The sequence below is a fragment of the Altererythrobacter epoxidivorans genome, assembly GCF_001281485.1.
Lineage (GTDB): Bacteria > Pseudomonadota > Alphaproteobacteria > Sphingomonadales > Sphingomonadaceae > Erythrobacter > Erythrobacter epoxidivorans.
Window position 1 is genome coordinate 695,874 of the sequence record NZ_CP012669.1, and the last position, 24,530, is coordinate 720,403.

Below are 24,530 nucleotides of genomic sequence, written 5' to 3' on the forward strand. Positions count from 1 at the left end.
TGGAAGCCGTGGTTTGGCTAGGGGCACATCGCAATGGATACGAAGAAACCTGCGCCTCACGGCTGGCTCATCCTCGACAAGCCGCGCGGCCTCGGATCGACGCAGGCGGTGGCAGCCGTCAAACGTAACCTGCGTACCGGTGGCTATGCGAAGACGAAGGTGGGGCATGGCGGGACGCTCGACCCGCTTGCCGAAGGCGTGCTGCCGATCGCGCTGGGCGAAGCGACCAAGCTTGCCGGGCGAATGCTCGATGCCAGCAAGATCTACGAATTCACGATCCAGTTCGGTGAGGAAACCGATACGCTGGATACCGAAGGGGAGGTCACAAGCCGGTCGGACCATTTCCCCCCGCGCGCAGCGGTGGCAGCGGTACTCGACCATTTCACCGGCGAGATCGAACAGTATCCGCCGGCCTATTCGGCGGTGAAGATTGATGGGAAGCGGGCATACGACCGGGCGAGGGCGGGCGAGGAAGTGCAGACCAAGCCGCGCCAGGTCACGATCCATTCGCTCGAGATGCCGGGCGATTACGAGGCCCCTCGCGAGCTCGACTCCAGCTTTGCCACGACGGCCGGACGTCCGGACCCCTATGACCCCGCGGCTCCGCTGGAGCTGGCGGACAGCGTGACGCTGGTCGCGCATGTATCGAAAGGCACGTATATCCGCTCTCTTGCACGGGATATCGCGCATGCGCTTGGCACCTTGGGCCACGTTACCTATCTACGCCGCGTAAAGGCAGGTCCGTTCCGCGAGGATCAGGCGATTTCGCTGGACAAACTGGACGAAATCGGTAAGGGCGCGCCACTTCAAGACCTACTCCTGCCGCTCGGGGCGGGGCTGGACGACATCCCGGCCTTGCAACTCGATCCGGATAGTGCGCAGGCGGCCCGTCAGGGCCGGGTTCTTTCCGGAATGCCCCAAAGCGACGGGCTCTATTGTGCGATGCTGGGCAACGTTCCGGTGGCACTGATGGAACTCGATGCTGGGACGGCGAAGGTCGTCAGGGGCTTCAACCTTCCAGATGTCGCTGAGTAAGTGAGATAAGAAATGTCGGTTACTGCCGAAAAGAAACAGGAAATCATCAAGGATAACGCCCAGGCCAATAACGACACGGGCAGTCCGGAAGTACAGGTCGCGATCCTCACCGAGCGCATCCGCAACCTTACCGAACACTTCAAGGATCATCACAAGGACAACCACTCGCGTCGTGGCCTGCTGATGATGGTCAACAAGCGCCGCAACCTTCTTGCATACCTCAAGAAGAAAGACGTCGAGCGCTACAACGCGCTGATCCAGAAGCTGGGTCTTCGTAAGTAAGAGTTTCCGTAAGGGCGGCTCGATCGGGCCGCCCTTCGTTTATCCGGCTCTCGCGCAATCCGGCGCAAGAGCGGCAAAATGGAGCGCAGACAGCTCCGAACCGGACCGGGACGGCTTACCCGGAACTGTAGGCCCCGCCGACGCAATATGGCGCTGCGGGTTCAGAAGGAAAATACATGTTCGACACGAAAACCGTATCGCTGGAGTGGGGCGGAAAGACCCTCACTCTGGAAACCGGCCGCATTGCCCGTCAGGCTGACGGCGCGGTCCTCGCCACTTATGGCGAAACTGTTGTTCTTTGCGCGGTCACCGCTGCGAAGAGCGTCAAGGAAGGGCAGGACTTCTTCCCGCTGACCGTACACTACCAGGAAAAATTCTCCTCGGCCGGCCGTATCCCGGGTGGCTTCTTCAAGCGCGAACGCGGCGCGACCGAAAAGGAAACGCTGACCAGCCGCCTGATCGACCGTCCGGTTCGTCCGCTGTTCCCCGAAGGTTTCTACAACGAAATCAACGTAATCGCACAGGTCTTCAGCTATGATGGCGAGTGCGAGCCCGATGTCCTGGCGATGATCGCCGCATCGGCTGCCCTGACCATTTCGGGCGTTCCGTTCATGGGCCCGATCGGCGCTTGCCGCGTCGGTTTCGAGAATGGCGAATACATCCTCAACCCGAAGCAGACCGCCGCGCTGGCCGAAGACGGCCGTCTCGACCTCGTCGTCGCAGCTACCGGCGACGCCGTGATGATGGTGGAATCGGAAGCCAAGGAACTGACCGAAGCCGAAATGCTTGGCGCAGTTGCCTTTGCCCACGACAACATCCGTCCGGTCGTCAACGCGATCATCGATCTTGCTGAACAGGCTGCAAAGGATCCGTGGGAAGTCGCGTCGCAGGGTGGCAATGACGAGATGAAGTCGGCCATCAAGGCGATGATCGGCGACGATATCGCTGCAGCTTACAAGCTGACCGACAAGTCGGCCCGTTCGGACGCGCTCAATGCCGCCCGTGACAAGGTCAAGGCGCACTACGCTTCGGAGGAATTCGACGGCCAGCAGCGCATGACCGCGATCAAGCTGACGAAGAAGCTGGAAGCGGAAATCGTTCGCGGCGCCATCCTCAAGGACGGCACCCGCATCGACGGCCGCAAGCTCGACCAGGTTCGCCCGATCGAAGCAGTGGTCGGCATCCTGCCGCGTGCACACGGCTCCTCGCTGTTCACCCGCGGTGAAACGCAGGCGCTTTGCTCGACTACCCTTGGCACCAAGGACAGCGAGCAGATGATCGACGGTCTCGAAGGCCTGTCGTACGAACGCTTCATGCTGCACTATAACTTCCCGCCCTATTCGGTCGGCGAAGTTGGCCGTTTCGGCGCCCCGTCGCGCCGCGACACGGGCCATGGCAAGCTGGCATGGCGTGCGCTGCACAACGTGCTGCCGTCGCATGACGACTTCCCGTACACGATCCGTGTCCTGTCGGACATCACCGAGTCGAACGGTTCGAGCTCGATGGCGACGATCTGCGGTGGCTGTCTTTCGATGATGGACGCTGGCGTTCCGATCGAACGTCCGGTCTCCGGCATCGCCATGGGCCTGATCCTCGAAGGTGACGACTTTGCCGTCCTGTCGGACATCCTGGGTGACGAAGATCACCTTGGCGACATGGACTTCAAGGTTGCCGGTACCGAAGCAGGCATCACCACCATGCAGATGGACATCAAGGTTGCCGGCATCACGCAGGAAATCATGTCCAAGGCGCTCGAACAGGCGAAGGCCGGCCGTGCGCACATCCTGGGTGAGATGAACAAAGCTCTGACCGGTTCGCGCACCGAGGTTTCGAAGCATGCTCCGCGCATCGAGACGATCCAGATCGACAAGTCGAAGATCCGTGACGTCATCGGCACCGGCGGCAAGGTGATCCGCGAGATCGTCGCCGAAACCGGCGCCAAGGTCGACATCGACGATGAAGGCGTGATCAAGATCTCGTCTTCGGACCTCAGCCAGATCGAAGCCGCGAAGAAGTGGATCGAAGGCATCGTCGAAGAAGCGGAAGTCGGCAAGATCTACAACGGCAAGGTCGTCAACATCGTCGACTTCGGCGCTTTCGTGAACTTCATGGGTGGCAAGGACGGTCTCGTCCACGTCAGCGAAATGAAGAACGAGCGCGTCGAAAAGCCGACCGATGTTGTGTCCGAAGGCCAGGAAGTTAAGGTCAAGGTCCTCGAAATCGACAACCGCGGCAAGGTCCGCCTGTCGATGCGCGTCGTCGACCAGGAAACCGGTGAAGAGCTGGAAGACACCCGTCCGCCTCGCGAAAAGCGCGAAGGTGGCGGCGGTGACCGTCGTGGCCCGCGTGGCAACCGCGATCGTGGTGGCCGTGGTGGCGACCGTGGCGGTCGTCGCGGCGGACGTGACGGCGACAAGGGCGGTGACGATGGTGCCGCACACGTTCCGGACTTCCTGAAGGACTAAGTCCTTCCACGAGTTGGAGAGGAAAGGCCGCGGGGAGCGATCCCTGCGGCCTTTTTCCTTACCCCTCGATCTACTAGGATAATGCCATGTTACCGCGTGAAACCATTGCAACGGCACAGATTCCGGGTGGCGACGAGCTGACTTTGGTCAGTCACGGCCGCGACTTCATCATCATGCTCGGCAGGGACGAGCTGATGGGGACACGGATGCAATATTCCGAAGAGCAGCTGGCAATCCTGACGCTGGAGCAGCTTCGCGTGGCCAGCCCCCGCGTGCTGATCGGCGGCTACGGAATGGGCTTCACCTTCCGTGCTGCACTGGCTGCGCTCCCCGAAAGCGGTGGCGAAGTGGTGGTAGCGGAAATCGTGCCCGAGATCCTCGAGTGGGCAGAAGGGCCACTGGCTCACCTGACCGGTGATAGCCTGGGTGATCGACGCGGAGAGGTCGTGCTGTGCGATGTCGCGGCCCTGATCGACGATGCCAACGATGGAACCTGCGCCAAATTCGATGCCATATTGCTGGACGTCGACAACGGACCCGACGGCGTGGTGCGCGATGCCAACGACCGGCTTTACACCCGGACCGGCCTTGCCAAGGCCAAGGATGCGCTCAACCCCGGTGGCATCCTCGCCATCTGGTCGGCCGCACAGGATCACAAGTTCACGCGTCGGCTGAAAGATGCCGGTTACGATGTGGAAGTGCGCGAAGTCCGCGCCCGACCCAACAACAAGGGCCCGCGTCACACGATCTGGTTCGCACGCAAACCCTAGAAGTCGTAGATTACCGTCACCCGGCTCAGCGTGTCGGTCTTCACCGAACCCGCAGGAGGATTGGTGTCGTGTTCGACTGCGTAGGAGAAGCGCGTGCTCAGTTTGTCGCTGATCTTTGCATTGAGCCCGGTGACTAGATCGATGCTGGTATTGTTGGCATCGACGATCACTGTCGCCGCACCGCCGGTTTCAGCAACGGCATTGGTGTCATGCGTCAGCTTCAGTCGGTCGGTAATGCTCCAGTCGAAATCCACCCCCAGTAAGCCGGCGAGGCTGCTCTCGCTCGTGCCGTCGACGTAATCGGTAACGCGATAGGCCGGCCCGGCTTTCGCAGACAGGGTGACGTCGGGGCGCTCGATTATCTGGTAACCGATGCCGCCGGAAACGGCATACCGTCCGGAAAATCCCTGGAATTCGTCGCGTTCGTATTGGGCCAGCGCATAGGCGAAGAAACGCTCTGATATGCGGTAATTAGGTTCGTAGCCGACGAAGAATTGTTCGCGCGTGGTCGTCCCGTTCGAACGCTGGTAATCGACGCGGCCTGTGAGCTTGTGCCGCCAGTCGATGCCGACGCGCTTCAGTTCCAGACCAGCCGCAAGACCTGTGTTGCTCGAATTGCCGGTCGATCGAAACGCGCCGAGTTCTCCCTTGCCATGCCAGTTCTCGAACAGACCCGCATTGCGGATCGCTTCCTTCTTCTCTGCCGCCTTCTCGGCTGCCAGAACTGCCTGCTGCTCGTCGAATTCAGCCTGGATCGAGCTTAGCTCTTCCGCGTCGTCCGGATTGGTCAGCTTCGCGATCTCGATCACGGTCGCGACCTTCTTGGCATCGCCGCTGGCGATTGCTGCATCGATCATCGCCCGAACGGGCTCAGGCAGTTCGGCATGAGCCATGTAGGGCGCCGAAAGCATTGCGAATGCGGCGGCGAGCTTGAACGCGGATTTCATCTGGAAATTCTCAACTGGAAATGCGGATACGGCCCATGAAGTCGCGTTTGCCGACGGGCACGCCTTTCATCCGCAGGATGTCGTAAGCGGTAGCGCAGTGGAAATAGAAATTCGGCTGGCTGAAGCTAAGCAGGAAATCCTCGGCCTTGAAGTCCAAGCCGCTGCCCTTGAATTCGAAGCGCATCGGCTGGCCGATAAAACCCTCGAATTCTTCCTCGGTCAGCGCTCCCATGAATTCCGTCGCTGCTGCGAGCTTTTCACGCAGGCCATCGAAACTTGCCGGGGGCGGGTTGAGATCGGGGCTGTACGAACCCTTGCGAACACCCTCGACCGAACCCATCGTGTGTTCGGCAACGCACTTCACCTGGTAGCTGAACGGAAGCATGTCCGAATGAATGCACGATGCGATCACGTCGGCTTCCGAAACGGCATTCTCGCCGCACCAGTTTTCGGCGGTGTCGACAAGATGGCGTGCGGTGCCGAGCATCTGCAGGGCGCTGGGAACATAGGCGGCGTGAAGGGACATCGGCATCGGTTCTCTCCCGGATACGAAAAGGCCCGGCAATCACGCGCGACTGCCAGGCCCAAAACTTATTTGACTTAACGGACGCGCGGCCCGCCGAACGGCAGCGGCGGAGGGGGACGGCGCGCACCACGCGGCAGCTGTGCCTGATAGGCGCGGCCGCAATGTTCGACGCAATAGGGGAAGCCGGGGTTCACGGCTTCGCCGCAGAAATGGAAATCGGGTTCGCCCGGATGGCCCATCGGCCAGCGGCATACCTTGTCCGACAGGTCGAGCAGGCTCGTCTTGTCGGCAATCTCCGGGCTCGGCTTCGCCGGGACAAGGCGGCGAGGCGGCGCTGGCGGAATCGGTGCCTGCTGGTCGCCGGGGCCCTGACGCAGGAAGCCTCCGGGGCCGACCGAAACGATCTTGGGCAGATCGGGCGTCGGATTGGGCACCGGCTGCGAAGGCACCGAACTGCTCGCAGCGGTAGCTGCACGCGGCTCTTCAGCCTTGGGTGCAGGCTTCGCGATAGGCTTCTCGGCCGGCTTGGGCGCGGCCTTTACTGCAGGTTTCTTCGGAGCCGCCTTGACTGCCGGCTTCTTGGCCGCAGCCTTCTTGTCATTCGCTTTCACCGGGGAAGGGCGCGCCTTGAGGCCAAGGCGGTGCGCCTTGCCGATCACGGCATTGCGGCTCACGCCGCCAAGCTCGTCGGCGATCTGGCTGGCGGTCGCGCCGCCTTCCCACATCTTCTTGAGTGTTGCGATCCGTTCGTCGGTCCAACTCATGTAATCTCGAATCCTGTTCAAATACTGCGACGCGCTTGCCAGCGGCTGCCCATGGCCCTAACCGCGCCTGTATGGCCGATCAAGCACCTGTCAGCCCGAACACCGAAATGGGCATTGCGGACACATCCCTCGCTATCGACAATGCCGGGGAGGGAACCCGGTTTCCGCCGCGGGGGCAGCCGATCATCACCGGCATCAACCGCATCGGATTGTGGAGCCTCTATATTAAGGAGGTTCGCCGATTTCTCAAGGTGCACACGCAGACAATTTGGGGCCCTGCGGTCACGACGCTGCTGTTCTTGATCATCTTCACGGTCGCGTTGGGACGCGGGGGACGCGAAGTCCTGGGCGCCCCCTTCGCAACCTTCGTCGCGCCAGGCCTGATCGTGATGGGCATGATGCAGAACGCCTTCGCCAATTCCAGCTTCTCGCTGCTGTCCGGCAAGATCCAGGGGACGATCATCGACCTGTTGATGCCGCCCCTGTCGGAAGGCGAACTGATGACAGGTATCATCGCCGCAGCCGTGACGCGCGCCATTCTGGTCGGCGGCACCGTGGCTCTCGCGATGGTCCTCTGGCCGAGCATCCATCTTGGCGTCGAACATTGGTGGGCGGTTATCTGGTTCGGCCTGATGGGGGCAGTGATGCTTTCGATACTCGGCCTTGCGACTTCTATCTGGGCAGAGAAATTCGATCACAACGCAGCGATCACGAACTTTGTGATTGCACCGCTCAGCCTGCTTTCTGGCACTTTCTACACCATCGAGAACCTTCATGGTGTTTTCCAGGCAGTCAGCCGCGCCAACCCGTTCTTCTATGTCATTTCGGGCTTCCGCTATGGTTTCCTGGGCCAAAGCGACATGGGTGATGCTGCGCATGTCGCCATGGCAGGGCTTGGGCTGTTGGTGCTGAACCTCGTGATGGGGATCGTGACCTACCGCGTGCTGAAATCGGGCTGGAAGCTCAAGGATTAGTCCAGAGGAGACCGGTCCCGTTTCTCGATCGCGCGTCGACCGATCTCGGAAATCTTCTCGTACGCTGTCATCACGTCGGGGACCTGGCCGATAGCCATGTGCTCGACTGTAGAATCACCATCACTATCCTTGCCGACACCGATGGCGACTTTGAGGAAGCCAGAGCCGTCGCGATTTTCCATCCGCTCGATCAGACCGATGCGGCTGGTGGGCACGCTTCTTACCGAAAGTGATCCATGCAGCCGGATTTCCAGCAGACGCTCGTTCGTCACCGCGAACAGGATCTTGTTCCGATCATAAAGCGGCTTGAATGGTGTCAGCAGCATGCCGAGACCGACGACCACAAAAGGCACTCCAAACAGCGGAAATGCCCATGCGAGCCATCCCCCTGGACCCGAGCTGGCTTCGATGCCCTGCGCGGCCATGACAGTCCAGAACACCGAAAATGCGGTCCATGGAATGGCGAACAGGTAAATCCAGAACGCGAGCTTCTGCACACGCGGCAGCGGGCGCGCCTGCCACACCACACGTTCGCCGACTCTCAATTCACGCCTGAGGGCGAGGTCGAGCGCATCTTGGGAAAATTTGAGGCCGTCCATCAACGCTCCTTTACACCAAAGCGTTTCGGAAATCGTTCCTCGATCAATGGGTGAGCGCGCGGCGCATCCGATAGCGGCTACCGTCGAATTGTTCGAACAATTCCGGCAAGTGAGGGTGGTCGACAGGCCCGGCACCATGATCGGCGAGCAGGTTCTGCTGGCTCACGTATGCGACGTAGGAACCCTCCTCGTTTTCGGCCAGAAGGTGGTAATAGGGCTGGTCGCGATCCGGACGGATGTCTTCCGGGATCGACTGATACCATTCCTCGCTATTGGCAAAAACGGGGTCCACATCGAACACGACGCCGCGAAAATCGAACATGCGGTGGCGGACGACATCACCGATGCCGAAGCGTGCGCTAGCATGTCGAGGGACTTCGATCGTGCGGCCAGCCTGGGCCGAAAAGAACACTGAGCGTTCCATAGTCCGTAGCATATGGGATTTCGCAACTGCGAAACAAGCTGTGCTTCGGAAGATTCCCCAGTTTTCGGACGATTGGGGGCTTGGCAAGGGGCTGGGCATGGGTTAACGGGCGCGCTCGCTTCGACCGGGGCTTCGGCCCATCAAGCGCACCCGACATGCGGAGAGGTGGCAGAGTGGTCGAATGCGCTGCACTCGAAATGCAGTATACGGGCAACCGTATCGAGGGTTCGAATCCCTCCCTCTCCGCCAGTCACCTCCGACAAAAATTTGATAGATTTCAGCGGGGAAAGAGCCTCGTTCTTCGTCGATCCAGCGGGCCGGCAGTTACTGCCCTTTGCGTTCCGCCCTGTGATTGGCCGCTGCTCCCGACAGCCCCTGCTTTGCCTCCTCGGTCGTCAGCAGGTCGGCAAATCGCCGGGACTCCTCCCTCAAGTCGTCCATTTGCACCGGTGACTGTGCGCTTCTGACCAGATGCTTGATGTGGCGCACTGCGTGGGGAGAGCGCGATGCAATGTCGCGCGCGAGCGCCATCGCCCGGTCGAGTGCGCTGTCGCTGCTGTCACGTTCCACCAGTTGTTCGAAGATCCCGAGCCTGAATGCCTCGGCCGCGTCGACCAGCGTTGGCCGAAGCATCATTTCCAATGCTTTCCCGCGCCCGACCACCTCGGTCAGTCGCTGGGTTCCGCCGCCACCGGGAAGGATGCCGACAGAAACTTCGGGAAGGCCGAAACGCCAGTCGCCGTCCTTTGCCACCCGAATGTCGCAGGCGAGCGCGAATTCCAGGCCACCACCCCAGGCTGAGCCCTCTATCGCAGCAATGACCGGGACAGGCAGGTGCTCGATGTCCCACAGCACGTCATCCATGCTGCGATCCCAGCCTGCATTCTCTCCACGCGTGTTGTCATCGAGTTCCTCGACCGAGAAGTGCCGGATGAAATATCCCGACTTCGCATTGCCGGTGAAGACTACGGCCCTCACATCGCTCTCCTGCAAGCGGGGGAGCATCGCATTGAGCTCGTTCATCGTCTGCGGCGTCATCACCTGGAGAGGTGGGTTGTCGAACCGGATCAGCGCGATTCCGTCTGCGACTTCGAGTTCGAGATGGCTCATAGGGGTGTCGCTTTCACCTTGTTCATTCCGAAGGTGGCGAGCCGCCCTTCGTGTGCAGTCTGGTCGATCGAATAGAACTTCCACGTTGCGATCGACGCGAAGCTAAGGATCGAGGCGAGGCCGAGAAACCACCAGCCGAGGGCATCCAGCGTCACTTGGGATACCTGTCCCGGGATCGCCTGTCTCGGGAATGCGATCATCGTTAGGATCGCGCCGCCCAGCGCGGTGCCGATTGCCGTGATAACCTTCTGGATAAGCTGGTCGGCAGCGGTGATCAGCCCTTCCGAACGCCGGCCTGTTCGTTCCTGCGCCTCTTCCACGATGTCCGCAATCATCGAGCTGACGAGAATGAAGCCGCCATAGTTCAGAAGGCCGCCAAAGAATGCGAACAGCACCAGCACCGGCAACAGCATCGGCGAACCGTTGGGCAGGAAGAGGTCCAGCATGCGCAGAAGCAGCGGCAGGTTCACGATTGCCGTGCCGATGAAGAACAAGGTCATGCAGGCAATTTTCTTGCCGAACCTTCGCCCAGTGATACCGGCAATCAGCGCGCCGAAAGGAGCGGATATGAAGCTGGCCAGTGCCAGCCACATGAAGGCCGCCGCAGGAAGCGCCCAGATATAGGTCGCAATATAGGCCTCGAGCACAGTCCTGATGCCGAAACCTATTCCCGCCAGCGCCCCTGCCGCGACTGCCACTGCCATGTTTCCATTGCGCAGTGTGGCCCATGCCTCGTGCAGGGAGGCGAGCATCGGGACATGCCGGTCCTCCGGCTGGTAAAGATGCCCGATGTAGCGGCGCGTGCCACAGGCGTTGATGAACATCGCGATCACGCAAACAATCGCAACCGCTATGCCCAGATGCCCGTAACCCGACCGGATCAATTGCCCTACCGTCCCTTCCGTCGGCGCCAGGAAATAGCCGAGGCCCATGACGGTGCTGGCCAGTGCGCCGAGCGTCCCCAGGACCCAGCGCCACGCGACGAGGTTGGTGCGTTCGTGATAGCCGGGGGCGAGTTCGGGGGTCAGTGCCGTTGCCGGGACCTCGAAGAACGAAAAGGTCAGGTTCAGCAGCAAGAGGGTTACTGCGAACCAGCCGAGCGTAGCGGCATCGCTCCATCCCACGGGCGGGTTCCAGAACATCGCTATCAGGATCGCAGCTGGGACTGGCGCTGCGAACATGAGCAGGTGCCTGCGACCCAGCTTGCTGCTGAGATTGTCCGAGAAATGTCCGATCGCCGGGTCCCACATGGCGTCCACTATGATGGATGCCCCCATCACGAGGCCGACGAGTCCGGCATCGAGCCCCACGACCTGGCTATAGAACAGCAGGATCAGCGATCGCAGGTAAAGCAGCGATCCGTTAGCCATGGATCCGATGCCGTGCGACATCTTTACGCCGATCGGCAGGCGCGCTGGTGCAGCCGTCATTGGTGCATTCGCCATTACTCTCTCCCGCCGGTTTCTACCGGCCATTGCTTGAGGTCATCGATCTTTGTCGTCGACGGTTCGCCCCCGTTTATCCAATCAGTTCATCGTCAGGCCCTCCACCGGGCCATCGCTGCGCCGGTGGGCAGGTTCCATTGCAAAAGGTCGCTCAAGCCAAGGGGGATAGCGGCGGCAAACGTGCAGGGATGCCGCCGCCCCCAGCGCGATCTGGTCTGGTCGGAGAGATGACCAATCACCGGAACGATGAAGGCATCGAGGACTAGCGCGACCATGATCGCAAGGCCCACCAGATCGGCCGGGAGGCCGACCGCCTGATCTCAGAGCGAGGGCAACAGCGTGGAGAAACCGTTGTCCCTCATCCCGCAGGGGGTCGGCCCAAACCCTTGAGCAGACAAGATTGGGATGCCGGGCCACATGCCGACCCGGAAAACCGGATGCGGCCCGGCCCGCCATCAGAAGCGAACCTGCAATTCCGCACCGATCTGGCGCGGCGGGTTGTAGGAATATAGCTGGCCGTAGCCCGGTGCACTGGTGCCGCCATTTCCGGCGGCACCGATATACCCCACGGTGTCGAAGACATTGCGGACATAGCCGATAAGCGTCAGCTTGCCCGTCGGATCGATATAGGTGACGCGGGCGTCGACCTGGTCCCAACCCGGCGCCTTGCCGGTCACCGAGTTGAAAACATCGTAATAAGCCTTGGAGCGATAGGCATAGCTCGCAGCAAACATCAGGTGTGCATCGCCGATCGGCACGTCGTACAGTCCGGCGAGGTAAAGCTTGTGCTTCGACGTCGTCGGTGAACGCTTGCCTTCCAGATCGACCAGGACCGTGCCGGGCTGGTTCGGATCGTCGAACAGGCGCGGTGCCTTCTGGATGGTGGAGTCGAGATAGGAATATGTTCCGGTGAGCTCCAGCTGATCGGTCACGTTCCATGACGTTTCGACCTCGAGGCCGAGCGAGCGTGTCTTGTCGATATTGAAGAAGTTTGTCGTGTTCAGGCCGAGCGCCGCGCTCAACGGGACAGAGATCGGAATCTGGGCGTCGCGGTAATCGTAATAGAAGCCGGTAACGTTCAGGGTCGTCCGCGGCATCGGCCGGGTCTTGATGCCAACCTCGAACGCGTCGACCTTTTCGTTCTTCACTTCCGGCTGGGCCGCAAAGTTGCCGAGGTTGAAGCCGCCAGCCTTCAGGCCGCGATTGTAGCTGGCGTAGATCATGGCATCGGGGCTGAACTCATAGTCGAGCCCGAGGCGCCACGACCAACCGTCGTAGGTTCCACTGAGTTCGCGTGCCTGCGGACCCGATCCCGGCACCTGAAGGACATAGGTCGTGATATCCTGCGCGGCGGTGAAGGGGCCGCAGCCACCGAAACCGATCACGCCATAGGGTTCCAGAACGCAGTAGGCCGAGCCCACCGGATTGTAGTTCACGAGACGATAGGTTTCGCTGCCCTTCTTCTTGTCGGAAGAATAGCGCAGCCCTGCCGTGATCTTCAGCGCGTCCGTCACCATGAAGTCCGCCTGCCCGAAAGCGGCGTAACTATCGATTTCAAGGTCACCCGTGCCCGAATAGAACGAGCGAAGCGGGTTTTCCGCGCAGGAGGCCTGGATGCCGAATGCCGCGTCGACGCACACCGGGTTTGCCAGCGCGAGGGCCATGTCGTCGGTTCCCGCACCACCCTGGAACCAGTCAATCGGCTGTTTGAAGCGTTCGTGATACTGGTAGAGGCCGAGCACCCAGTTGAATGGCGCGCCCGCACCGGAATTCGAGAGTGTCAGCTCGTTCGAATAATAGCTCTTATCCTCGACATATCGCTGGATGTAGGTCGGGTCGTAGGAATACGAGCCATAGAAGGAGCCGACTGCCTCGTCCCGCAAGGTCGCCGACGAATAATCGAGGTCGGTATAGAGCGTGTAGAGATATTGCGAATAGCCACCGACGTATTTCAGCTGGACATCGTCTGTCAGCGCGATCTGCATATTGGCCACGAAGTTGTGGTTGCGGCTGAGCGTATCCTCGTTGGTAGTATTGCGGTTGATCGTCCAGGGATCGTCAACGCCGGGATTGGTTTCGGTGTAGCCGTAGCCGGGATTCGGAACCAGCGCGCCTGACGGGAAGATTTCTGCGGTCGAATAGGGGGTGACGAGATTGGTCTGGCCATACAGTTCGTGATCCCACTCGGCGTGCGAATATTTCAGCCAGAGGTTGAACGCATCGCCCGCGTCATATTCAAGCTGCCCTTCGAACAGCATCCGTTTGAGCGATCCCTGATCGTCACCGGGGCCGATGTTCTTGAACGCTTCGTCGATCGGTCGCGGCCCCATCTGGACCGAGGCACGAAACTTGAGCGCATCGGAAATCGGACCCGTCAGCACGCCTTCGGCGACCAGGCCGCCATAGCGGTCACCCGAAAGCCGCCATTCGCCGCCGAGGATATCGGCAGGGCGCTTCGAAATGACGTTGATCGCGCCGCCGACGGAATTGCGACCGAACAGCGTACCCTGCGGCCCGCGCAGGATCTGGACCGACTGGACGAACATGGAACTCTTCGACGCTTCGGCATTGGAAGAGGTGTAGAGCCCGTCATTATAGACTGCGACGCCAGGATCGGACCCGATGATGTTGGTCAGGCGGCCGACGCCGCGAACGGAAAGCCTGTCGAGCTGCGCGTTGAAGCTGAGACCCGGCGTGACATTGGTCATGTCCTGAATGGTGTCGATGCCCAGTCGGTCACGGTCGACATCGCCGAATACAGTCACAGCGACAGGAACGTCCTGGAGGTCTTCCTCGCGCCGTTGTGCGGTCACGATGATGACATTCGGGTCCTGGGAAGGTGCTACGGCGCCTGCGTTTGCGGTGGCCGTGCCAGAGGTATCTTGCGCCGCAGCTGGCGCTGCCATGCCGGCCGTGACTGCCATAGTCGCGGCGCCTATCAGGTATCTCGTTTTCACCATTTGCTCTCTCCCACTCGCGCAGCCATTTGCGGCAGCGTCATTTCCCGTTTGCAGCAGCAGCCATGGCCGACGCGTAGAGCGCCTCCCTGTCCTGTTGCCTTTGCTCCCAGATTTCCGGATCCCAGCTGTGGCGTGGCCCGACCAGCATCCCGCCATCGACGATCAGGTGGGTGCCGGTTACGAACGAAGCCTTGTCGCTCAGCAGGTGGGCGATGTTGTCGGCAATGTGTTCCGGGATCCCCGCGATTTGCAGGGGCTGCGCCTTCGGGGCCTGTTTGCGCATATGCGCGTCCACCATCTGTGCCGCAGCGGGAAAATCCTTGAACCCGGCGGTGTAGATCCCGGTGAGGATCATGCCCGGACAAACGGCATTCACCCTGATCCCCCGATGGGCGAGCTCGGCTGCCGTCACCTTGGTCAATTGCAGGACGCCTGCCTTGGCCACCGCATAGGCGAGCGGCGAATAGCCGGGCCCGAACGATGCGACCGAGGCTACATTCACAATCGTCCCGCCATCGCTCATCGCTTTCGCCGCATGATGGGTGCAAAGTGCCGCAGATGTCAGGAGCAGTCGAAGGGTGGAATTCCAGCCTTCCAGATCGAATTCGAGGATCCCTGTCTGCGAACCGCCGGCGCCTGCGTTGTTCACCAGCGCCGATAATTGCCCCAATCGGGCCACCTCGGCGAACATGGCCGCAACCGCATCACCGTCTGTTACATCGCATTCGACTGCCTCGGCGTCGTTGCCGCATTCGGCAGCAACCCTTTCTGCGCTCTCGCGGTCGATGTCCGCCACGCAGACCCTGTACCCGGTTTCGGCCAGCTTGAGCGCAGTGGCCGCTCCGATACCCGAGCCGCCACCGGTGACGAGTGCAATTTTGGCCATTCGTTTTCCTCTCCCACGTCGAGCGTATTTGGATTCTGATGCGAGAGTCAAATGAATTTAGAAATAACTGAAAACACTAAAGAAAAGGGAACATGTTGGCGCATAGGCAATTTCCTAAAAATGCGACTGGCGCAAAATTCGGACTTGGAATAGGTTGACCGCATGGGGATCGCCGGGAAGAGGGCGCGGCGCTTTGCTGACCGCAGGGACGACATCATCGATGTCGCGTCAGCCCTTTTGAACAGCGAGGGTGCGCAAGGGCTGCGACTGGCAGATGTCGCGAGCAAGGTCGGTCTCGATATCTCATCGCTCGGATATTACTTCCCGAAGAAGGATGCTCTCGTCGCAGCCTGCCTCGAGCGTTCGATCAACTGGCTTGAACGCTCGGTCGCAGAAGCGGCGCAGGAAGCGGACGAACGTGCGAAGGTGGCCGCTCTTATTGACGCGCAGTTCGCCCTATTTGCCCGCCAGAACGCCGGCGGCACGCAGCTGGCGCTGCTATCGGATCTTCCGTCGATTGCCGACGGGGCGCGAAAACCGCTGGAGGAAAATCTCGACAAGGCGGTTCGGACGATCGCCGGATTCTTCCCTGCCGGTAAGCCTGGCCGATCAAGGGCAGAGCAATTGCTTGCGAGCAATATTCTGGCCAGCAACATCTTCTGGCTGCCCGCCTGGCAATATGGATGCTCGCCGAAGGATTATGCGCGCACCAGCCGCAACCTTGTCGATCTCTTTGATCATGGCTTCCTGGATGACGTTCGCGAGACCGGCGAAATCCCGTCACTCGAACTCGATGCCGGGCAAAAGGATGCAAGGACAGCATTCCTCGAGGCGGCGACACGCCTCATCAACCGTTACGGCCACAACGGCGCCAAGGTCGAACGGATAGCTGCAGAGCTGGGACTGAGCTCGGGCAGTTTCTACCACCATCTGCGGACAAAGTCGGAACTCGTGGTCGCCTGTTTCGAAGCCAGTTTCGATGTTTTCGAAAGGGCTTTCGATCTCGCCGGGAGCGAGGAGACGCAAGGTGCGTCGCTGGCCACTGCAACCTCCGCGATTGCGATGTACCAGCTTACTGCGGATGCACCGCTGCTGCGCATCGGAAGCTATCAGATCCTGCCGGACGAGCTTCGGCGGGATATGTTCACGCGATCGACGCAGCTGGTGAACCGCGTCGCCGGCATGATTTCGGATGGAATTGCCGATGGTTCGGTCAGGCATTGCGATCCCCGCATTGCCGCGCAGTATTATCTCGCCACGGTTCATGGCTTCAGCGACCTGCGCGATTGGTCGTCGGGTGAAGATGCACCCCGGCTAGTGAGCAAGCTCCTCCACGCATTGGCCAAGGGCGCAATTTAACCGGCAGGGTACTCGCGACTGCTTGCGGCGGTTGTCCGGACCTGCTCAAACGCGCTGCATGCCCGGGATTGCTTCCAAAATTCGCACGGCATCGAAAATGCCTATCGCAGACTGGGGCATGTTCTTCGAGGCCGGGTTGCAGCTGGTCGCAGCCGCGATCATCGTACGGTCACGGCCAACGCGACGCTGGACACAGAATCCGCTACAATCCGCACCTGATCAGACCGACCCTCGCGAAATTTCGACTGAAACGAAAGCGACCGTCGACCGGGTGAGGAGAGCCATCGCGCGCTTTTCCCAGATTGCGCCAGCTATCTTCATTTGCCTGCCACAGGCGATTGCGGCCCGGCGGATGCTCAAGCGGCGCGGGATCAACTCGGCACTTTATTGCGGAACCCGGCAGGACGGATCAGGCGAGAGGGAGTTCCACGCCTGGCTGAAAGTCGGCGAGAAATGGGTCGTCGGCCACTGCGACGAAAATTCTTACGCAGTCTTCGTGCCCGGTGGGGCCGGCGACTGAAGGGACCTGACGAACGTCGCTTACTCGCCGAGATCCATGCCGGTGATGCTGCGCAGTCCGTAAGCGGCTGAAAGCAGGTTTCCGGCAGCGCGTATGCGAGCCGTTTCTGCCTCGATCGCTTCTCTCGACGCGTCAAGCAATGCGAGCTGCGGTTTCGCGTCGGCCTTTACCTCGAAACGCGTGCTGCGCAGCGCTTCTATGGTAGCGTTCGAACGCTTCTCTGCCGCGACCAGCATCGCGCGGGCAGCCTGCACCTGTTCGAAAGCCCTCACGGCCTGGATCTCGATATTCTGCTGCGCGAGCCGTGCATCGGCTGCAGCTGCGCGGGCCTCGGCCTCTGATCGGTCGAGTTTTGCGCTGTCGCGGCCGCCGGTGAAAAACTTCCACTGGCCGCGCACGCCGACACTGCCGCTGTCGGCCTTGTATCCGGGAAAGAACTGGTCGCGGACAGTCGACGCTTCTGCATAAGCGGCAACGGTCGGCATCCGCTCTGCCTTGGCCGCACGTACCCCTGCCTCCGCGATTTCTGCCGCCTTGCGCGCCTGCGCCAGTTGCGGATTGTCGGCCACCGCCAGCACTGCGGCCTGGTCTGCCGATGCAGGTACGGGCGGGGGAGGGGGTAGCTCGGCGTCGACGGAAATGGATCGCCCTGCAAGCTGCGACAGACGGGCTTCAGCCTCGGCAAGAGTGCCTTGCGCTCCCGCAAGTCCGGCCTCTGCCTCTGCAAGGCGCGCCTCGGCCTGGCTGACATCGGTGGAGGTCGCTGCGCCGACCTTGAACATCAGGTGCGACTGGCGAAGAACTTCGGTCAGCATCCCGGTCATGGCAGTATAGCTTGCGACCTCCTGCTTGGCTGCGAGTGCCTGAGTGTATCCTGCAATTACCTGGAGCCGCAGGTCGAGCATGGCCGCCTGCGTGCCGATCCGCGCGATTTCAGCGCTGCCCTGGGCCTGGTCGATCGCAGCATCGATGCGGCCGCCGGTGAAAATTGGCCATTCCGCACCGACCTGTACAACGCGCGGTGTTACATTGTCCGCCATAAGCCCGAAGAAACCCTGCGGGTCGATGCGGCCATATCCCAACTGGCCCTGCACGCTTGCGCTAGGGCTACGTTCGGCACTCGCCTGACGCACGGCAGCATCGGCAGCATCTTCGCGTGCGCGTGCTGCCTCCAGCGCGGGAGAATGCTTGACTGCGAGCGCAATCGTTTCGTCGAGCGTTTCGGCGCTGAGAGGCGCCGCGACGATTGCAGCTGCAAGCGCGCCTGAAACAGTTACGAGTTTCCGCATTCTATCTCTCAACGAAACGCGCAGCCTTCTGCCACGCCCAGCTTGCGGAAGATTATCGCCGCCGGGCAAAAGCCGGTGAAGCTGGATTGGAGCATATTGACGCCCGCAAAGATCGTCAGCGCGATCCACCACGGGTTCACGGTAACAGACAGGATTGCGCTGAGTGTCACCACCAGGCCTGCGAAGGCCAGGACTGCACGATCGAGGTTCATGGATTGGCTCCGGTCACATTTTCATTTTCTTGATGCCCAGCACATGGAGGGCGAGCTTTTCGTAGAAGGGTTCGCTCTCTCCTTTGCGAACCTTGCGCAGGAAGTATTTTTCGAACCCGATCTTGGCGAGATGGACCCATTTCCCGTCGGAAGCCCAATTGGTGTTCCGCGGCGGGATTTGCGGTTGGGCGACGAATGCCACGCCGCCATCGCCAAAGTCGGCAAGGCAGATCGCGTTCCACGTCGCTTCATGCGTGGGTTCCTGTCCGCCGAGGATTTCCTTCAGATTCTCTGCGATTGCGGTGACCATGCTTTCGATCATGAAGCCCGTTTTCGGAACGCCGACGGGGATCGGAGTCGGCCCGGTCGGTGCGATGGCGATGCAGACGCCGAGGGCGAACACGTTCGCATAGGTCGGGTTGCGCTGGTGCTTGTCGACGATCACGAAGCCGCGCGGATTGACCAGCCCCTCCAAGCCCATCAGCGCGGGCACACCGCGGAAGGGCGGCATGAGCATGCCCCAGCCGAAATCGAGGTCGTGCTTCTTCTTCTCGCTACCGTCCTCGTTCACCTCGGTGATGTGGATCCGCCCATCCTCGACGCTGTCGACCTTGGCGTTCGTGATCCACTTGATGTGTCGATCGCGCATTTCGGATTCGAGAAGGCCCTTGGTGTCGCCGACCCCGTCGAGGCCGAGGTGGCCGACATAAGGCTCCGGCGTGACGAAGGTCATCGGTATCTTGTCGCGGATCTTGCGGCGCTTCAGTTCGGTGTCGAGCACCATAGCCATTTCGTATGCAGGGCCGTAGCACGAGGCGCCCTGAGCGGCGCCGACCACGATCGGGCGGGGATTGGCGCAAAGTTCCTCGAATTTCTCGTAGGCTTCCGCGGCATGCGCCGTTTCGCAGATGGAGACTGTGTGTCGGCCGGGGCCGAAGCCTTCGATCTCGTCAAAGGCAAGGTCCGGACCGGTTGCAATTACCAGATAATCATATTCGATATGCGAGTCATCGTTCAACTCGATTCGGTTATTGGACGGATCGACCTTCTTTGCGCCGACGCCGCTGTACTCGATACCGTGCTTCGCCATGACAGGGGGGAGGTGGACCTTGATCGCCTCCGGCTCTCGCCAGCCTACCGCTACCCAAGGATTCGAGGGCACGAACCAATAGTCTTCGCCCTTGTTCACTACCGTGACGCGTGCCTTGCCCTTGGTGGCGCCGCGAATTTCGTAGGCTGCGATCGTGCCGCCGAGTCCGGCGCCCAGCACGACGATATGCGGTAACGACATCTCTTTCCCTTCCTCATTTGGTCCTTGACGAATATTACACATACACGATATTCGCAAGTCAATAATCGAAAGGACTTCGAATGTTTGGCTTCGGCAAACGCAAACCGATACAGGAAATGACCCCTGGCGAGCTTTACGACCTGGTCGCCGACCGCAAGGCAATCGTCGTCGACGTGCGCGAACCGGGCGAGTTTGCCGGCGGCCACGTGCCGGGCGCGATCAACCTGCCGCTTTCGCGCTTTTCGCCCGAGCAGTTGCCGGATGCCGGTGACAAGACGATCGTGCTCAATTGTGCCGGCGGGGTCCGATCGGCCAAGGCGCTGCGGATGTGCGGCGATGTGCCTGTCGACACCCACCTTGCCGGAGGGATGGGCGCATGGGGCCGGGCCGGGCTGCCCGTGGAGAGATGACAATGATGACCGAACGAGGGATGAGCAGACGAGGGAGGCTGGTTGCACCGGTATTGACCGCCGTGGTCCTTTCGCTGGCCCTGCCAGCATGCAACGACGAAGCTGCCGAGCCGACCACAGAGCAGGTATCGGCCAAGGGCCCCGCAATCGTTCTCAAGCAAGTCGAGGTTCCGCAATGGACCTCCGTCAGCGCCGAAGTCGCGACGGTCGACCAGGCGCAGGCGACCGCCCGAATTCCCGGCATCCTGACCTCGCTTTCGGTCAGCGAAGGCGATTATGTGAAGAAGGGGCAGGCGATCGGTCGGATCGTCGATTCCCAACTCGGATACCAGTCGGCAGCACTTGGTGCGCAAGCTGTTCAGGCCGAGCAGGAACTGGCGCGGGTACGCTATCTCTACGACAACGGCGTTTACGCAAAGGCGCGCCTCCAGCAGGCTCAGGCAGCTGCCGCTGCCGCCCGCGCGCAACAGCAGGCGGTTCAGGCGGTTGCTGGGCAGGGCCTGGTTCTCGCCCCCGCGACTGGCCGAGTACTGATGGCTGATATTCCCGCCGGGTCTGCGGTTGCACCCGGCATGCCCATTGCGACGATCACCTCCGGTCCCGTCGTATTGCGGATGGACCTGCCGGAATCGCTAGCCTCGGATCTGCGCCCCGGTAGCACAGTCCGTGTGACCGGCGAGGGCGAGGAGATTTTGACCGGCTCGATTTCGCGGGTTTATCCATCGGTCGTCGCCGGACAGGTCCGTGCCGATGCAACGGTTTCGGGCATCGACACAGGACTGATCGGGCGCCGTCTCTCGGCCGAAGTCGAAAGCGGGACCAAGTCCGCGCTTCTCGTGCCGGCCAACTATATCGTGACCCGTTTCGGGGTCGATTATGTCACCGTCAGGACCGCTTCTGACACCGCAGCATTGGTCCCCGTGCAGGCCTCGCCCTCGAGCGAGGCCGGCAAGGTCGAAATCCTTTCGGGCGTTTCTGCCGGCGACGTTCTCGTACTCCCAGCCAAGGCATCGTGATGAGCCTGGGCATATCCGGAAAGCTGACTCGGGCGACGATCAATTCGCCTCTTACGCCGCTGATGCTTCTGGCATCCATCCTCGTCGGCCTGATCGCTACGATGACAATCCCGCGCGAGGAAGAACCGCAAATCAGCGTGCCGATGGTCGATATCCAGGTCGCGGCCCCCGGACTTTCGGCAAGCGATGCGGTGGAGGTGGTGGCCAAGCCGCTCGAAACTATCGTTAAAAGCGTGGACGAAGTCGAACATGTTTACACGCAGGCCGAAGACAACGGCGTGATGGTCACTGCCCGGTTCAAGGTCGGATCGGATGCCGAGGATGCCGCAACGCGCATCCACGAAAAAATCCAGGCCAACATGGACCGTATCCCCGTCGGTATTCCGCCGCCGCATGTCACCGTGCGGGGCATCAACGACGTGCCGATTGTCGTCCTGACACTCAGCCCGGAACCGGATGCTCCAGGCGAATGGAACGACCAGTCGCTCTATGAGCTGGCCGATCGGTTGAGGACCGAGATTGCCAAGGTCGATGACGTTGGACTTACCTTCATCGTGGGCGGTCAGGAACAGGCGATCCGCGTCGTTCCCGACCCCGCGAAACTTGCGGCAAAGCAAGTACCTTTGGGCAATGTGATCGAGGCTGCGACCCAGTCCAACCGTACTTTCCCCGTTGGGACCGTGCGCGAGAACGGGCTCGCAGCGACTGTGGTTGCCGGAAAAAACCTGACTGGCGCTGACGATGTGCGCAGCCTGCAGGTGCGCGCGGTTACAGGTGCACCAGTCTATCTCAGCGATGTTGCGACCGTTACCGAAGAGCCCACGCAGAAGCAGGCCCGCGCCTGGCGCTGGTCGCGGCAGGACGAAAGCGGCAATTGGATGATGACCCCTGCAGTCAGCCTCGCGGTCGCGAAACGGGCAGGCGCTAACGCCGTGAATGTCTCGGATGCCGTGGTCGAGCGGGTAGAGGGGCTGAAGGGCGTCCTGATTCCGCAGGGTGTTTCGGTCGATGTCACCCGCAACTACGGGGAAACCGCCAATGAAAAAGCGAACGAGTTGCTGTTCCACCTCGCGCTCGCCACGGTTTCCATCGTCATCCTGATCGGTTTCGCGATCGGGTGGAGGGAAGCCGGCGTGACGGCCATCGTCATTCCGACAACCATCCTGCTGACGATGTTCGCATCCAACATCATGGGCTTCACCATCAACCGCGTCAGCCTGTTCGCGCTCATCTTTTCGATCGGCATCCTCGTCGACGATGCAATCGTCATGATCGAAAATATCGCGCGCCACTGGGGAATGAATGATGGCCGGGACCGGCAGACTGCGGCGATCGAGGCCGTGGCAGAGGTCGGCAACCCGACGATCGTTGCTACATTGACGGTCGTTGCCGCCTTGTTGCCGATGTTGTTCGTTTCGGGCCTGATGGGGCCATACATGGCGCCGATCCCGATCAACGCGAGCGCTGCAATGGTGTTCAGCTTCTTCGTTGCTGTTATCATCGCGCCGTGGCTGATGATCCGCTTTGCGCGAAGGACTTTGGCACATGGTCATGACGATGCCCATGGGGGCAAGCTGGGCGAATTGTATGGCCGGGTCGCGTCGCGCATCATTCGCGACAGAAAGTCGGCGCGCAATTTCCTGGTCGCCGTAGGCATTGCGACATTGCTCGCCTGCTCGATGTTCTACTTCAAGGCGGTGACGGTCAAACTGCTGCCGTTCGACAACAAGTCGGAAGTCCAGCTCGTCGTGGACCTGCCGGAAGGAACCAGTCTCGAAACGACATCCGGCGTGCTTGAACAGGCCGCGGCGGTGACGCGGAAATTGCCCGAAGTCGAATCGATGGAAGCCTATGTCGGCACCAGCGCCCCATTCAATTTCAACGGCCTCGTCAGGCACTATTTCCTGCGTTCGAAGCCCTGGATGGGCGACCTGATGGTCACGCTTTCGGAAAAGGGCGAACGGTCGCGTTCGAGCCACGAAGTCGCAGTCGACCTTCGCGAAAGGCTGGCCGGTATCACCCTTCCGCAGGGCGGATCGATCAAGGTCGTCGAAACCCCTCCCGGCCCGCCGGTGATGGCCACCTTGCTCGCCGAAATATACGGCCCGGACGAAGCGACGCGCCGCGCCACGGCAGAGCAGGTCGAAAAGATCTTCCGTGATGTCCCGTTCATCGTCGACGTCGACAACAGCTTCGGTCAGCCGGTCCCGCAGTTGCGCCTGGTGCCCGATAGGGACCGCATCGATTATTACGGCCTTTCCGAACGCCAGATTTTTGACAGCATCGGGGCCCTGCTCGGCGATCAACGCGTCGGTTACTCCCCGCAGGGCCTCAGTCGTCCGCCGCTACCGATCCAGATTGGTCTGGACCAGTCGCAGCGCAGCTGGAGCAGCTCCTTGGGCGCTACCCCGGTCGCGGTGTCTCAAGGACCGATGGGCCCGCAACTCATTCGCCTCGATCAGGTCGTCGATGTCTCCTACACCGAAGGAGGGCAATCGATTTTCCGCCGCGACGGCCGCGGGGCAGCAATGGTGACTGCCGAGTTGGCAGGGCGGTACGAGGCTCCGATCTACGGGATGTTCGAGGTGGATCAGGCGGTCGAGAACTTCGACTGGGCGGGCGCCGGCCTTCAGCAACCGGAAATCCGCTTTAACGGACAACCCGAAAACGAGCTGGGCACGTCGATGCTGTGGGACGGTGAATGGGAGATCACCTGGGTGACCTTCCGGGACATGGGCGCTGCATTCATGGTGGCCTTGCTCGGGATTTATGTCCTTGTCGTCGGCCAGTTCCGCAACTTCAAGATCCCGCTGGTCATCCTGACGCCGATCCCGCTCACGCTGGTCGGAATCGTTATCGGACATATGCTGTTCCAGGCCCCGTTCACCGCGACCAGCATGATCGGTTTCATCGCGCTTGCAGGGATCATCGTTCGCAATTCGATCTTGCTGGTGGACTTCATCCGCCATGCGAGAAGCGCGGACAAGAGCCTGCGCGATACGCTGTTGGAAGCGGGCATGATCCGGTTCAAACCGATCGTCCTGACGGCAGCGGCAGCGATGATCGGGGCGGCCGTGATCCTGACCGATCCCATTTTCCAGGGCCTTGCGATCTCGTTGCTGTTCGGGCTTGCCAGCTCTACGCTGCTGACAGTGCTCGTCATTCCGGCGATCTACATCGTGTTGCGCGATGACGAGCGGCCGCTCACTTTGTTCGGACCGGCGGGGCAGGAACGAGAGGAATAAT

The 24,530-nt window shown here is 61.0% G+C and carries 23 protein-coding genes and 1 tRNA gene; 11 read left to right on the forward strand and 13 right to left on the reverse strand.

The window, feature by feature from the left end:
• Positions 1 to 33 precede the first annotated feature (33 nt).
• The 4 genes from truB to AMC99_RS03605 all read left to right on the forward strand — a co-directional run bounded on the left by truB (position 34) and on the right by AMC99_RS03605 (position 4,552).
• Entirely contained in the window at positions 34 to 1,035 is a 1,002-nt protein-coding gene (gene truB / locus AMC99_RS03590; RefSeq protein ID WP_061922883.1) for a tRNA pseudouridine(55) synthase TruB, read from the forward strand.
• A gap of 12 nt (positions 1,036 to 1,047) precedes the next feature.
• Positions 1,048 to 1,317, forward strand: a complete 270-nt coding sequence (gene rpsO, locus AMC99_RS03595; RefSeq protein ID WP_061922885.1) for a 30S ribosomal protein S15 — start codon at positions 1,048 to 1,050, stop codon at positions 1,315 to 1,317.
• Between the two features lie 176 nt (positions 1,318 to 1,493).
• Complete coding sequence (pnp, locus tag AMC99_RS03600) at positions 1,494 to 3,782, forward strand: polyribonucleotide nucleotidyltransferase (RefSeq protein ID WP_061922888.1); 2,289 nt, start codon at positions 1,494 to 1,496, stop codon at positions 3,780 to 3,782.
• A gap of 86 nt (positions 3,783 to 3,868) precedes the next feature.
• Positions 3,869 to 4,552, forward strand: coding sequence for a polyamine aminopropyltransferase (locus AMC99_RS03605; protein ID WP_061922891.1), 684 nt, complete (start codon positions 3,869 to 3,871; stop codon positions 4,550 to 4,552).
• On the opposite strand, the gene AMC99_RS03610 is transcribed toward AMC99_RS03605, so the two are convergent.
• The 3 genes from AMC99_RS03610 to AMC99_RS03620 all read right to left on the reverse strand — a co-directional run bounded on the left by AMC99_RS03610 (position 4,549) and on the right by AMC99_RS03620 (position 6,789).
• The gene (locus AMC99_RS03610) at positions 4,549 to 5,499 is read right to left on the reverse strand and encodes a DUF481 domain-containing protein (protein WP_061922893.1); all 951 of its coding nucleotides are present in this window, start codon (positions 5,497 to 5,499) and stop codon (positions 4,549 to 4,551) included. The genes AMC99_RS03605 and AMC99_RS03610 overlap by 4 nt on opposite strands.
• Before the next feature lie 10 nt (positions 5,500 to 5,509).
• Positions 5,510 to 6,031 (reverse strand): DUF1993 domain-containing protein, encoded by a 522-nt coding sequence (locus AMC99_RS03615; RefSeq protein ID WP_061922896.1) that lies wholly within the window; start codon positions 6,029 to 6,031, stop codon positions 5,510 to 5,512.
• Between the two features lie 68 nt (positions 6,032 to 6,099).
• Positions 6,100 to 6,789, reverse strand: coding sequence for a GcrA family cell cycle regulator (locus AMC99_RS03620; protein ID WP_061922899.1), 690 nt, complete (start codon positions 6,787 to 6,789; stop codon positions 6,100 to 6,102).
• 71 nt (positions 6,790 to 6,860) lie between these two features.
• Here AMC99_RS03620 and AMC99_RS03625 point away from each other — a divergent pair, with 71 nt between their 5' ends.
• Positions 6,861 to 7,763, forward strand: coding sequence for an ABC transporter permease (locus AMC99_RS03625; protein WP_083440076.1), 903 nt, complete (start codon positions 6,861 to 6,863; stop codon positions 7,761 to 7,763).
• Here the strand turns inward: AMC99_RS03625 and AMC99_RS03630 are convergent.
• Both AMC99_RS03630 and hspQ read right to left on the reverse strand, forming a co-directional pair.
• A complete protein-coding gene (locus AMC99_RS03630) occupies positions 7,760 to 8,362 on the reverse strand; it encodes a hypothetical protein (RefSeq protein WP_061922902.1) in 603 nt (200 codons plus the stop codon). The genes AMC99_RS03625 and AMC99_RS03630 overlap by 4 nt on opposite strands.
• Before the next feature lie 43 nt (positions 8,363 to 8,405).
• Complete coding sequence (gene hspQ / locus AMC99_RS03635; protein ID WP_061922905.1) at positions 8,406 to 8,786, reverse strand: heat shock protein HspQ; 381 nt, start codon at positions 8,784 to 8,786, stop codon at positions 8,406 to 8,408.
• Between the two features lie 159 nt (positions 8,787 to 8,945).
• On the opposite strand from hspQ, the gene AMC99_RS03640 reads away from it, so the two are divergent.
• Positions 8,946 to 9,035 (forward strand) — tRNA-Ser (locus AMC99_RS03640).
• A gap of 75 nt (positions 9,036 to 9,110) precedes the next feature.
• Here AMC99_RS03640 and AMC99_RS03645 read toward each other — a convergent pair.
• From AMC99_RS03645 to AMC99_RS03665, 5 genes are all read right to left on the reverse strand, one after another.
• Positions 9,111 to 9,896 (reverse strand): enoyl-CoA hydratase/isomerase family protein, encoded by a 786-nt coding sequence (locus AMC99_RS03645; protein WP_061922908.1) that lies wholly within the window; start codon positions 9,894 to 9,896, stop codon positions 9,111 to 9,113.
• A complete protein-coding gene (locus AMC99_RS03650) occupies positions 9,893 to 11,341 on the reverse strand; it encodes an MFS transporter (RefSeq protein ID WP_061922911.1) in 1,449 nt (482 codons plus the stop codon). Before AMC99_RS03650 ends, AMC99_RS03645 begins: the two co-directional genes overlap by 4 nt.
• 92 nt (positions 11,342 to 11,433) lie before the next feature.
• Positions 11,434 to 11,616 (reverse strand): MFS transporter, encoded by a 183-nt coding sequence (locus AMC99_RS03655; RefSeq protein WP_157058351.1) that lies wholly within the window; start codon positions 11,614 to 11,616, stop codon positions 11,434 to 11,436.
• Between the two features lie 180 nt (positions 11,617 to 11,796).
• Positions 11,797 to 14,265 (reverse strand): TonB-dependent receptor, encoded by a 2,469-nt coding sequence (locus tag AMC99_RS03660; RefSeq protein WP_061922917.1) that lies wholly within the window; start codon positions 14,263 to 14,265, stop codon positions 11,797 to 11,799.
• Between the two features lie 73 nt (positions 14,266 to 14,338).
• Positions 14,339 to 15,187, reverse strand: a complete 849-nt coding sequence (locus tag AMC99_RS03665) for an SDR family NAD(P)-dependent oxidoreductase (protein WP_061922920.1) — start codon at positions 15,185 to 15,187, stop codon at positions 14,339 to 14,341.
• A gap of 162 nt (positions 15,188 to 15,349) precedes the next feature.
• Here AMC99_RS03665 and AMC99_RS03670 point away from each other — a divergent pair, with 162 nt between their 5' ends.
• Together AMC99_RS03670 and AMC99_RS03675 are read left to right on the forward strand one after the other, a co-directional pair.
• Positions 15,350 to 16,546, forward strand: a complete 1,197-nt coding sequence (locus tag AMC99_RS03670; protein ID WP_061922922.1) for a TetR/AcrR family transcriptional regulator — start codon at positions 15,350 to 15,352, stop codon at positions 16,544 to 16,546.
• 97 nt (positions 16,547 to 16,643) lie between these two features.
• The gene (locus AMC99_RS03675) at positions 16,644 to 17,066 is read left to right on the forward strand and encodes a lasso peptide biosynthesis B2 protein (RefSeq protein WP_198143566.1); all 423 of its coding nucleotides are present in this window, start codon (positions 16,644 to 16,646) and stop codon (positions 17,064 to 17,066) included.
• A gap of 20 nt (positions 17,067 to 17,086) precedes the next feature.
• Here AMC99_RS03675 and AMC99_RS03680 read toward each other — a convergent pair whose 3' ends face one another.
• Genes AMC99_RS03680 through AMC99_RS03690 form a run of 3 tightly spaced genes read right to left on the reverse strand, consistent with a single transcriptional unit; the run spans position 17,087 to position 19,858 of the window.
• A complete protein-coding gene (locus tag AMC99_RS03680) occupies positions 17,087 to 18,355 on the reverse strand; it encodes a TolC family protein (protein ID WP_061922928.1) in 1,269 nt (422 codons plus the stop codon).
• A gap of 8 nt (positions 18,356 to 18,363) precedes the next feature.
• Positions 18,364 to 18,567 (reverse strand): YgaP family membrane protein, encoded by a 204-nt coding sequence (locus tag AMC99_RS03685; RefSeq protein ID WP_061922931.1) that lies wholly within the window; start codon positions 18,565 to 18,567, stop codon positions 18,364 to 18,366.
• A 13-nt stretch (positions 18,568 to 18,580) separates the two neighbouring features.
• The gene (locus tag AMC99_RS03690) at positions 18,581 to 19,858 is read right to left on the reverse strand and encodes an NAD(P)/FAD-dependent oxidoreductase (protein ID WP_061922934.1); all 1,278 of its coding nucleotides are present in this window, start codon (positions 19,856 to 19,858) and stop codon (positions 18,581 to 18,583) included.
• Positions 19,859 to 19,938: 80 nt separating this feature from the next.
• On the opposite strand from AMC99_RS03690, the gene AMC99_RS03695 reads away from it, so the two are divergent.
• From AMC99_RS03695 to AMC99_RS03705, 3 genes are read left to right on the forward strand one after another with little or no spacing between them, the layout of a single operon-like run.
• The gene (locus AMC99_RS03695) at positions 19,939 to 20,268 is read left to right on the forward strand and encodes a rhodanese-like domain-containing protein (protein ID WP_061922937.1); all 330 of its coding nucleotides are present in this window, start codon (positions 19,939 to 19,941) and stop codon (positions 20,266 to 20,268) included.
• 2 nt (positions 20,269 to 20,270) lie between these two features.
• Positions 20,271 to 21,284, forward strand: coding sequence for an efflux RND transporter periplasmic adaptor subunit (locus AMC99_RS03700; RefSeq protein WP_232301498.1), 1,014 nt, complete (start codon positions 20,271 to 20,273; stop codon positions 21,282 to 21,284).
• A complete protein-coding gene (locus AMC99_RS03705; protein WP_061922940.1) occupies positions 21,284 to 24,529 on the forward strand; it encodes an efflux RND transporter permease subunit in 3,246 nt (1,081 codons plus the stop codon). The genes AMC99_RS03700 and AMC99_RS03705 overlap by 1 nt, the downstream gene beginning before the upstream one ends.
• The last annotated feature ends 1 nt before the right edge of the window (position 24,530 follow it).

What these genes read in the sequence shown, in the direction of transcription:
- AMC99_RS03680 (WP_061922928.1), bottom strand. Translation starts at nt 18,355, where the DNA reads ATGCGGAAACTCGTAACTGTTTCAGGCGCGCTTGCAGCTGCAATCGTC.
- rpsO (WP_061922885.1), top strand. Translation starts at nt 1,048, where the DNA reads ATGTCGGTTACTGCCGAAAAGAAACAGGAAATCATCAAGGATAACGCC.
- AMC99_RS03650 (WP_061922911.1), bottom strand. Translation starts at nt 11,341, where the DNA reads ATGGCGAATGCACCAATGACGGCTGCACCAGCGCGCCTGCCGATCGGC.
- truB (WP_061922883.1), top strand. Translation starts at nt 34, where the DNA reads ATGGATACGAAGAAACCTGCGCCTCACGGCTGGCTCATCCTCGACAAG.
- AMC99_RS03665 (WP_061922920.1), bottom strand. Translation starts at nt 15,187, where the DNA reads ATGGCCAAAATTGCACTCGTCACCGGTGGCGGCTCGGGTATCGGAGCG.
- AMC99_RS03690 (WP_061922934.1), bottom strand. Translation starts at nt 19,858, where the DNA reads ATGTCGTTACCGCATATCGTCGTGCTGGGCGCCGGACTCGGCGGCACG.
- AMC99_RS03670 (WP_061922922.1), top strand. Translation starts at nt 15,350, where the DNA reads ATGGGGATCGCCGGGAAGAGGGCGCGGCGCTTTGCTGACCGCAGGGAC.
- hspQ (WP_061922905.1), bottom strand. Translation starts at nt 8,786, where the DNA reads ATGGAACGCTCAGTGTTCTTTTCGGCCCAGGCTGGCCGCACGATCGAA.
- AMC99_RS03700 (WP_232301498.1), top strand. Translation starts at nt 20,271, where the DNA reads ATGATGACCGAACGAGGGATGAGCAGACGAGGGAGGCTGGTTGCACCG.
- AMC99_RS03615 (WP_061922896.1), bottom strand. Translation starts at nt 6,031, where the DNA reads ATGCCGATGTCCCTTCACGCCGCCTATGTTCCCAGCGCCCTGCAGATG.
- AMC99_RS03695 (WP_061922937.1), top strand. Translation starts at nt 19,939, where the DNA reads ATGTTTGGCTTCGGCAAACGCAAACCGATACAGGAAATGACCCCTGGC.
- AMC99_RS03660 (WP_061922917.1), bottom strand. Translation starts at nt 14,265, where the DNA reads ATGGCAGTCACGGCCGGCATGGCAGCGCCAGCTGCGGCGCAAGATACC.
- AMC99_RS03625 (WP_083440076.1), top strand. Translation starts at nt 6,861, where the DNA reads ATGGCCGATCAAGCACCTGTCAGCCCGAACACCGAAATGGGCATTGCG.
- AMC99_RS03655 (WP_157058351.1), bottom strand. Translation starts at nt 11,616, where the DNA reads ATGGTCGCGCTAGTCCTCGATGCCTTCATCGTTCCGGTGATTGGTCAT.
- AMC99_RS03645 (WP_061922908.1), bottom strand. Translation starts at nt 9,896, where the DNA reads ATGAGCCATCTCGAACTCGAAGTCGCAGACGGAATCGCGCTGATCCGG.
- AMC99_RS03630 (WP_061922902.1), bottom strand. Translation starts at nt 8,362, where the DNA reads ATGGACGGCCTCAAATTTTCCCAAGATGCGCTCGACCTCGCCCTCAGG.
- pnp (WP_061922888.1), top strand. Translation starts at nt 1,494, where the DNA reads ATGTTCGACACGAAAACCGTATCGCTGGAGTGGGGCGGAAAGACCCTC.
- AMC99_RS03620 (WP_061922899.1), bottom strand. Translation starts at nt 6,789, where the DNA reads ATGAGTTGGACCGACGAACGGATCGCAACACTCAAGAAGATGTGGGAA.
- AMC99_RS03685 (WP_061922931.1), bottom strand. Translation starts at nt 18,567, where the DNA reads ATGAACCTCGATCGTGCAGTCCTGGCCTTCGCAGGCCTGGTGGTGACA.
- AMC99_RS03610 (WP_061922893.1), bottom strand. Translation starts at nt 5,499, where the DNA reads ATGAAATCCGCGTTCAAGCTCGCCGCCGCATTCGCAATGCTTTCGGCG.
- AMC99_RS03605 (WP_061922891.1), top strand. Translation starts at nt 3,869, where the DNA reads ATGTTACCGCGTGAAACCATTGCAACGGCACAGATTCCGGGTGGCGAC.
- AMC99_RS03675 (WP_198143566.1), top strand. Translation starts at nt 16,644, where the DNA reads ATGCCTATCGCAGACTGGGGCATGTTCTTCGAGGCCGGGTTGCAGCTG.
- AMC99_RS03705 (WP_061922940.1), top strand. Translation starts at nt 21,284, where the DNA reads ATGAGCCTGGGCATATCCGGAAAGCTGACTCGGGCGACGATCAATTCG.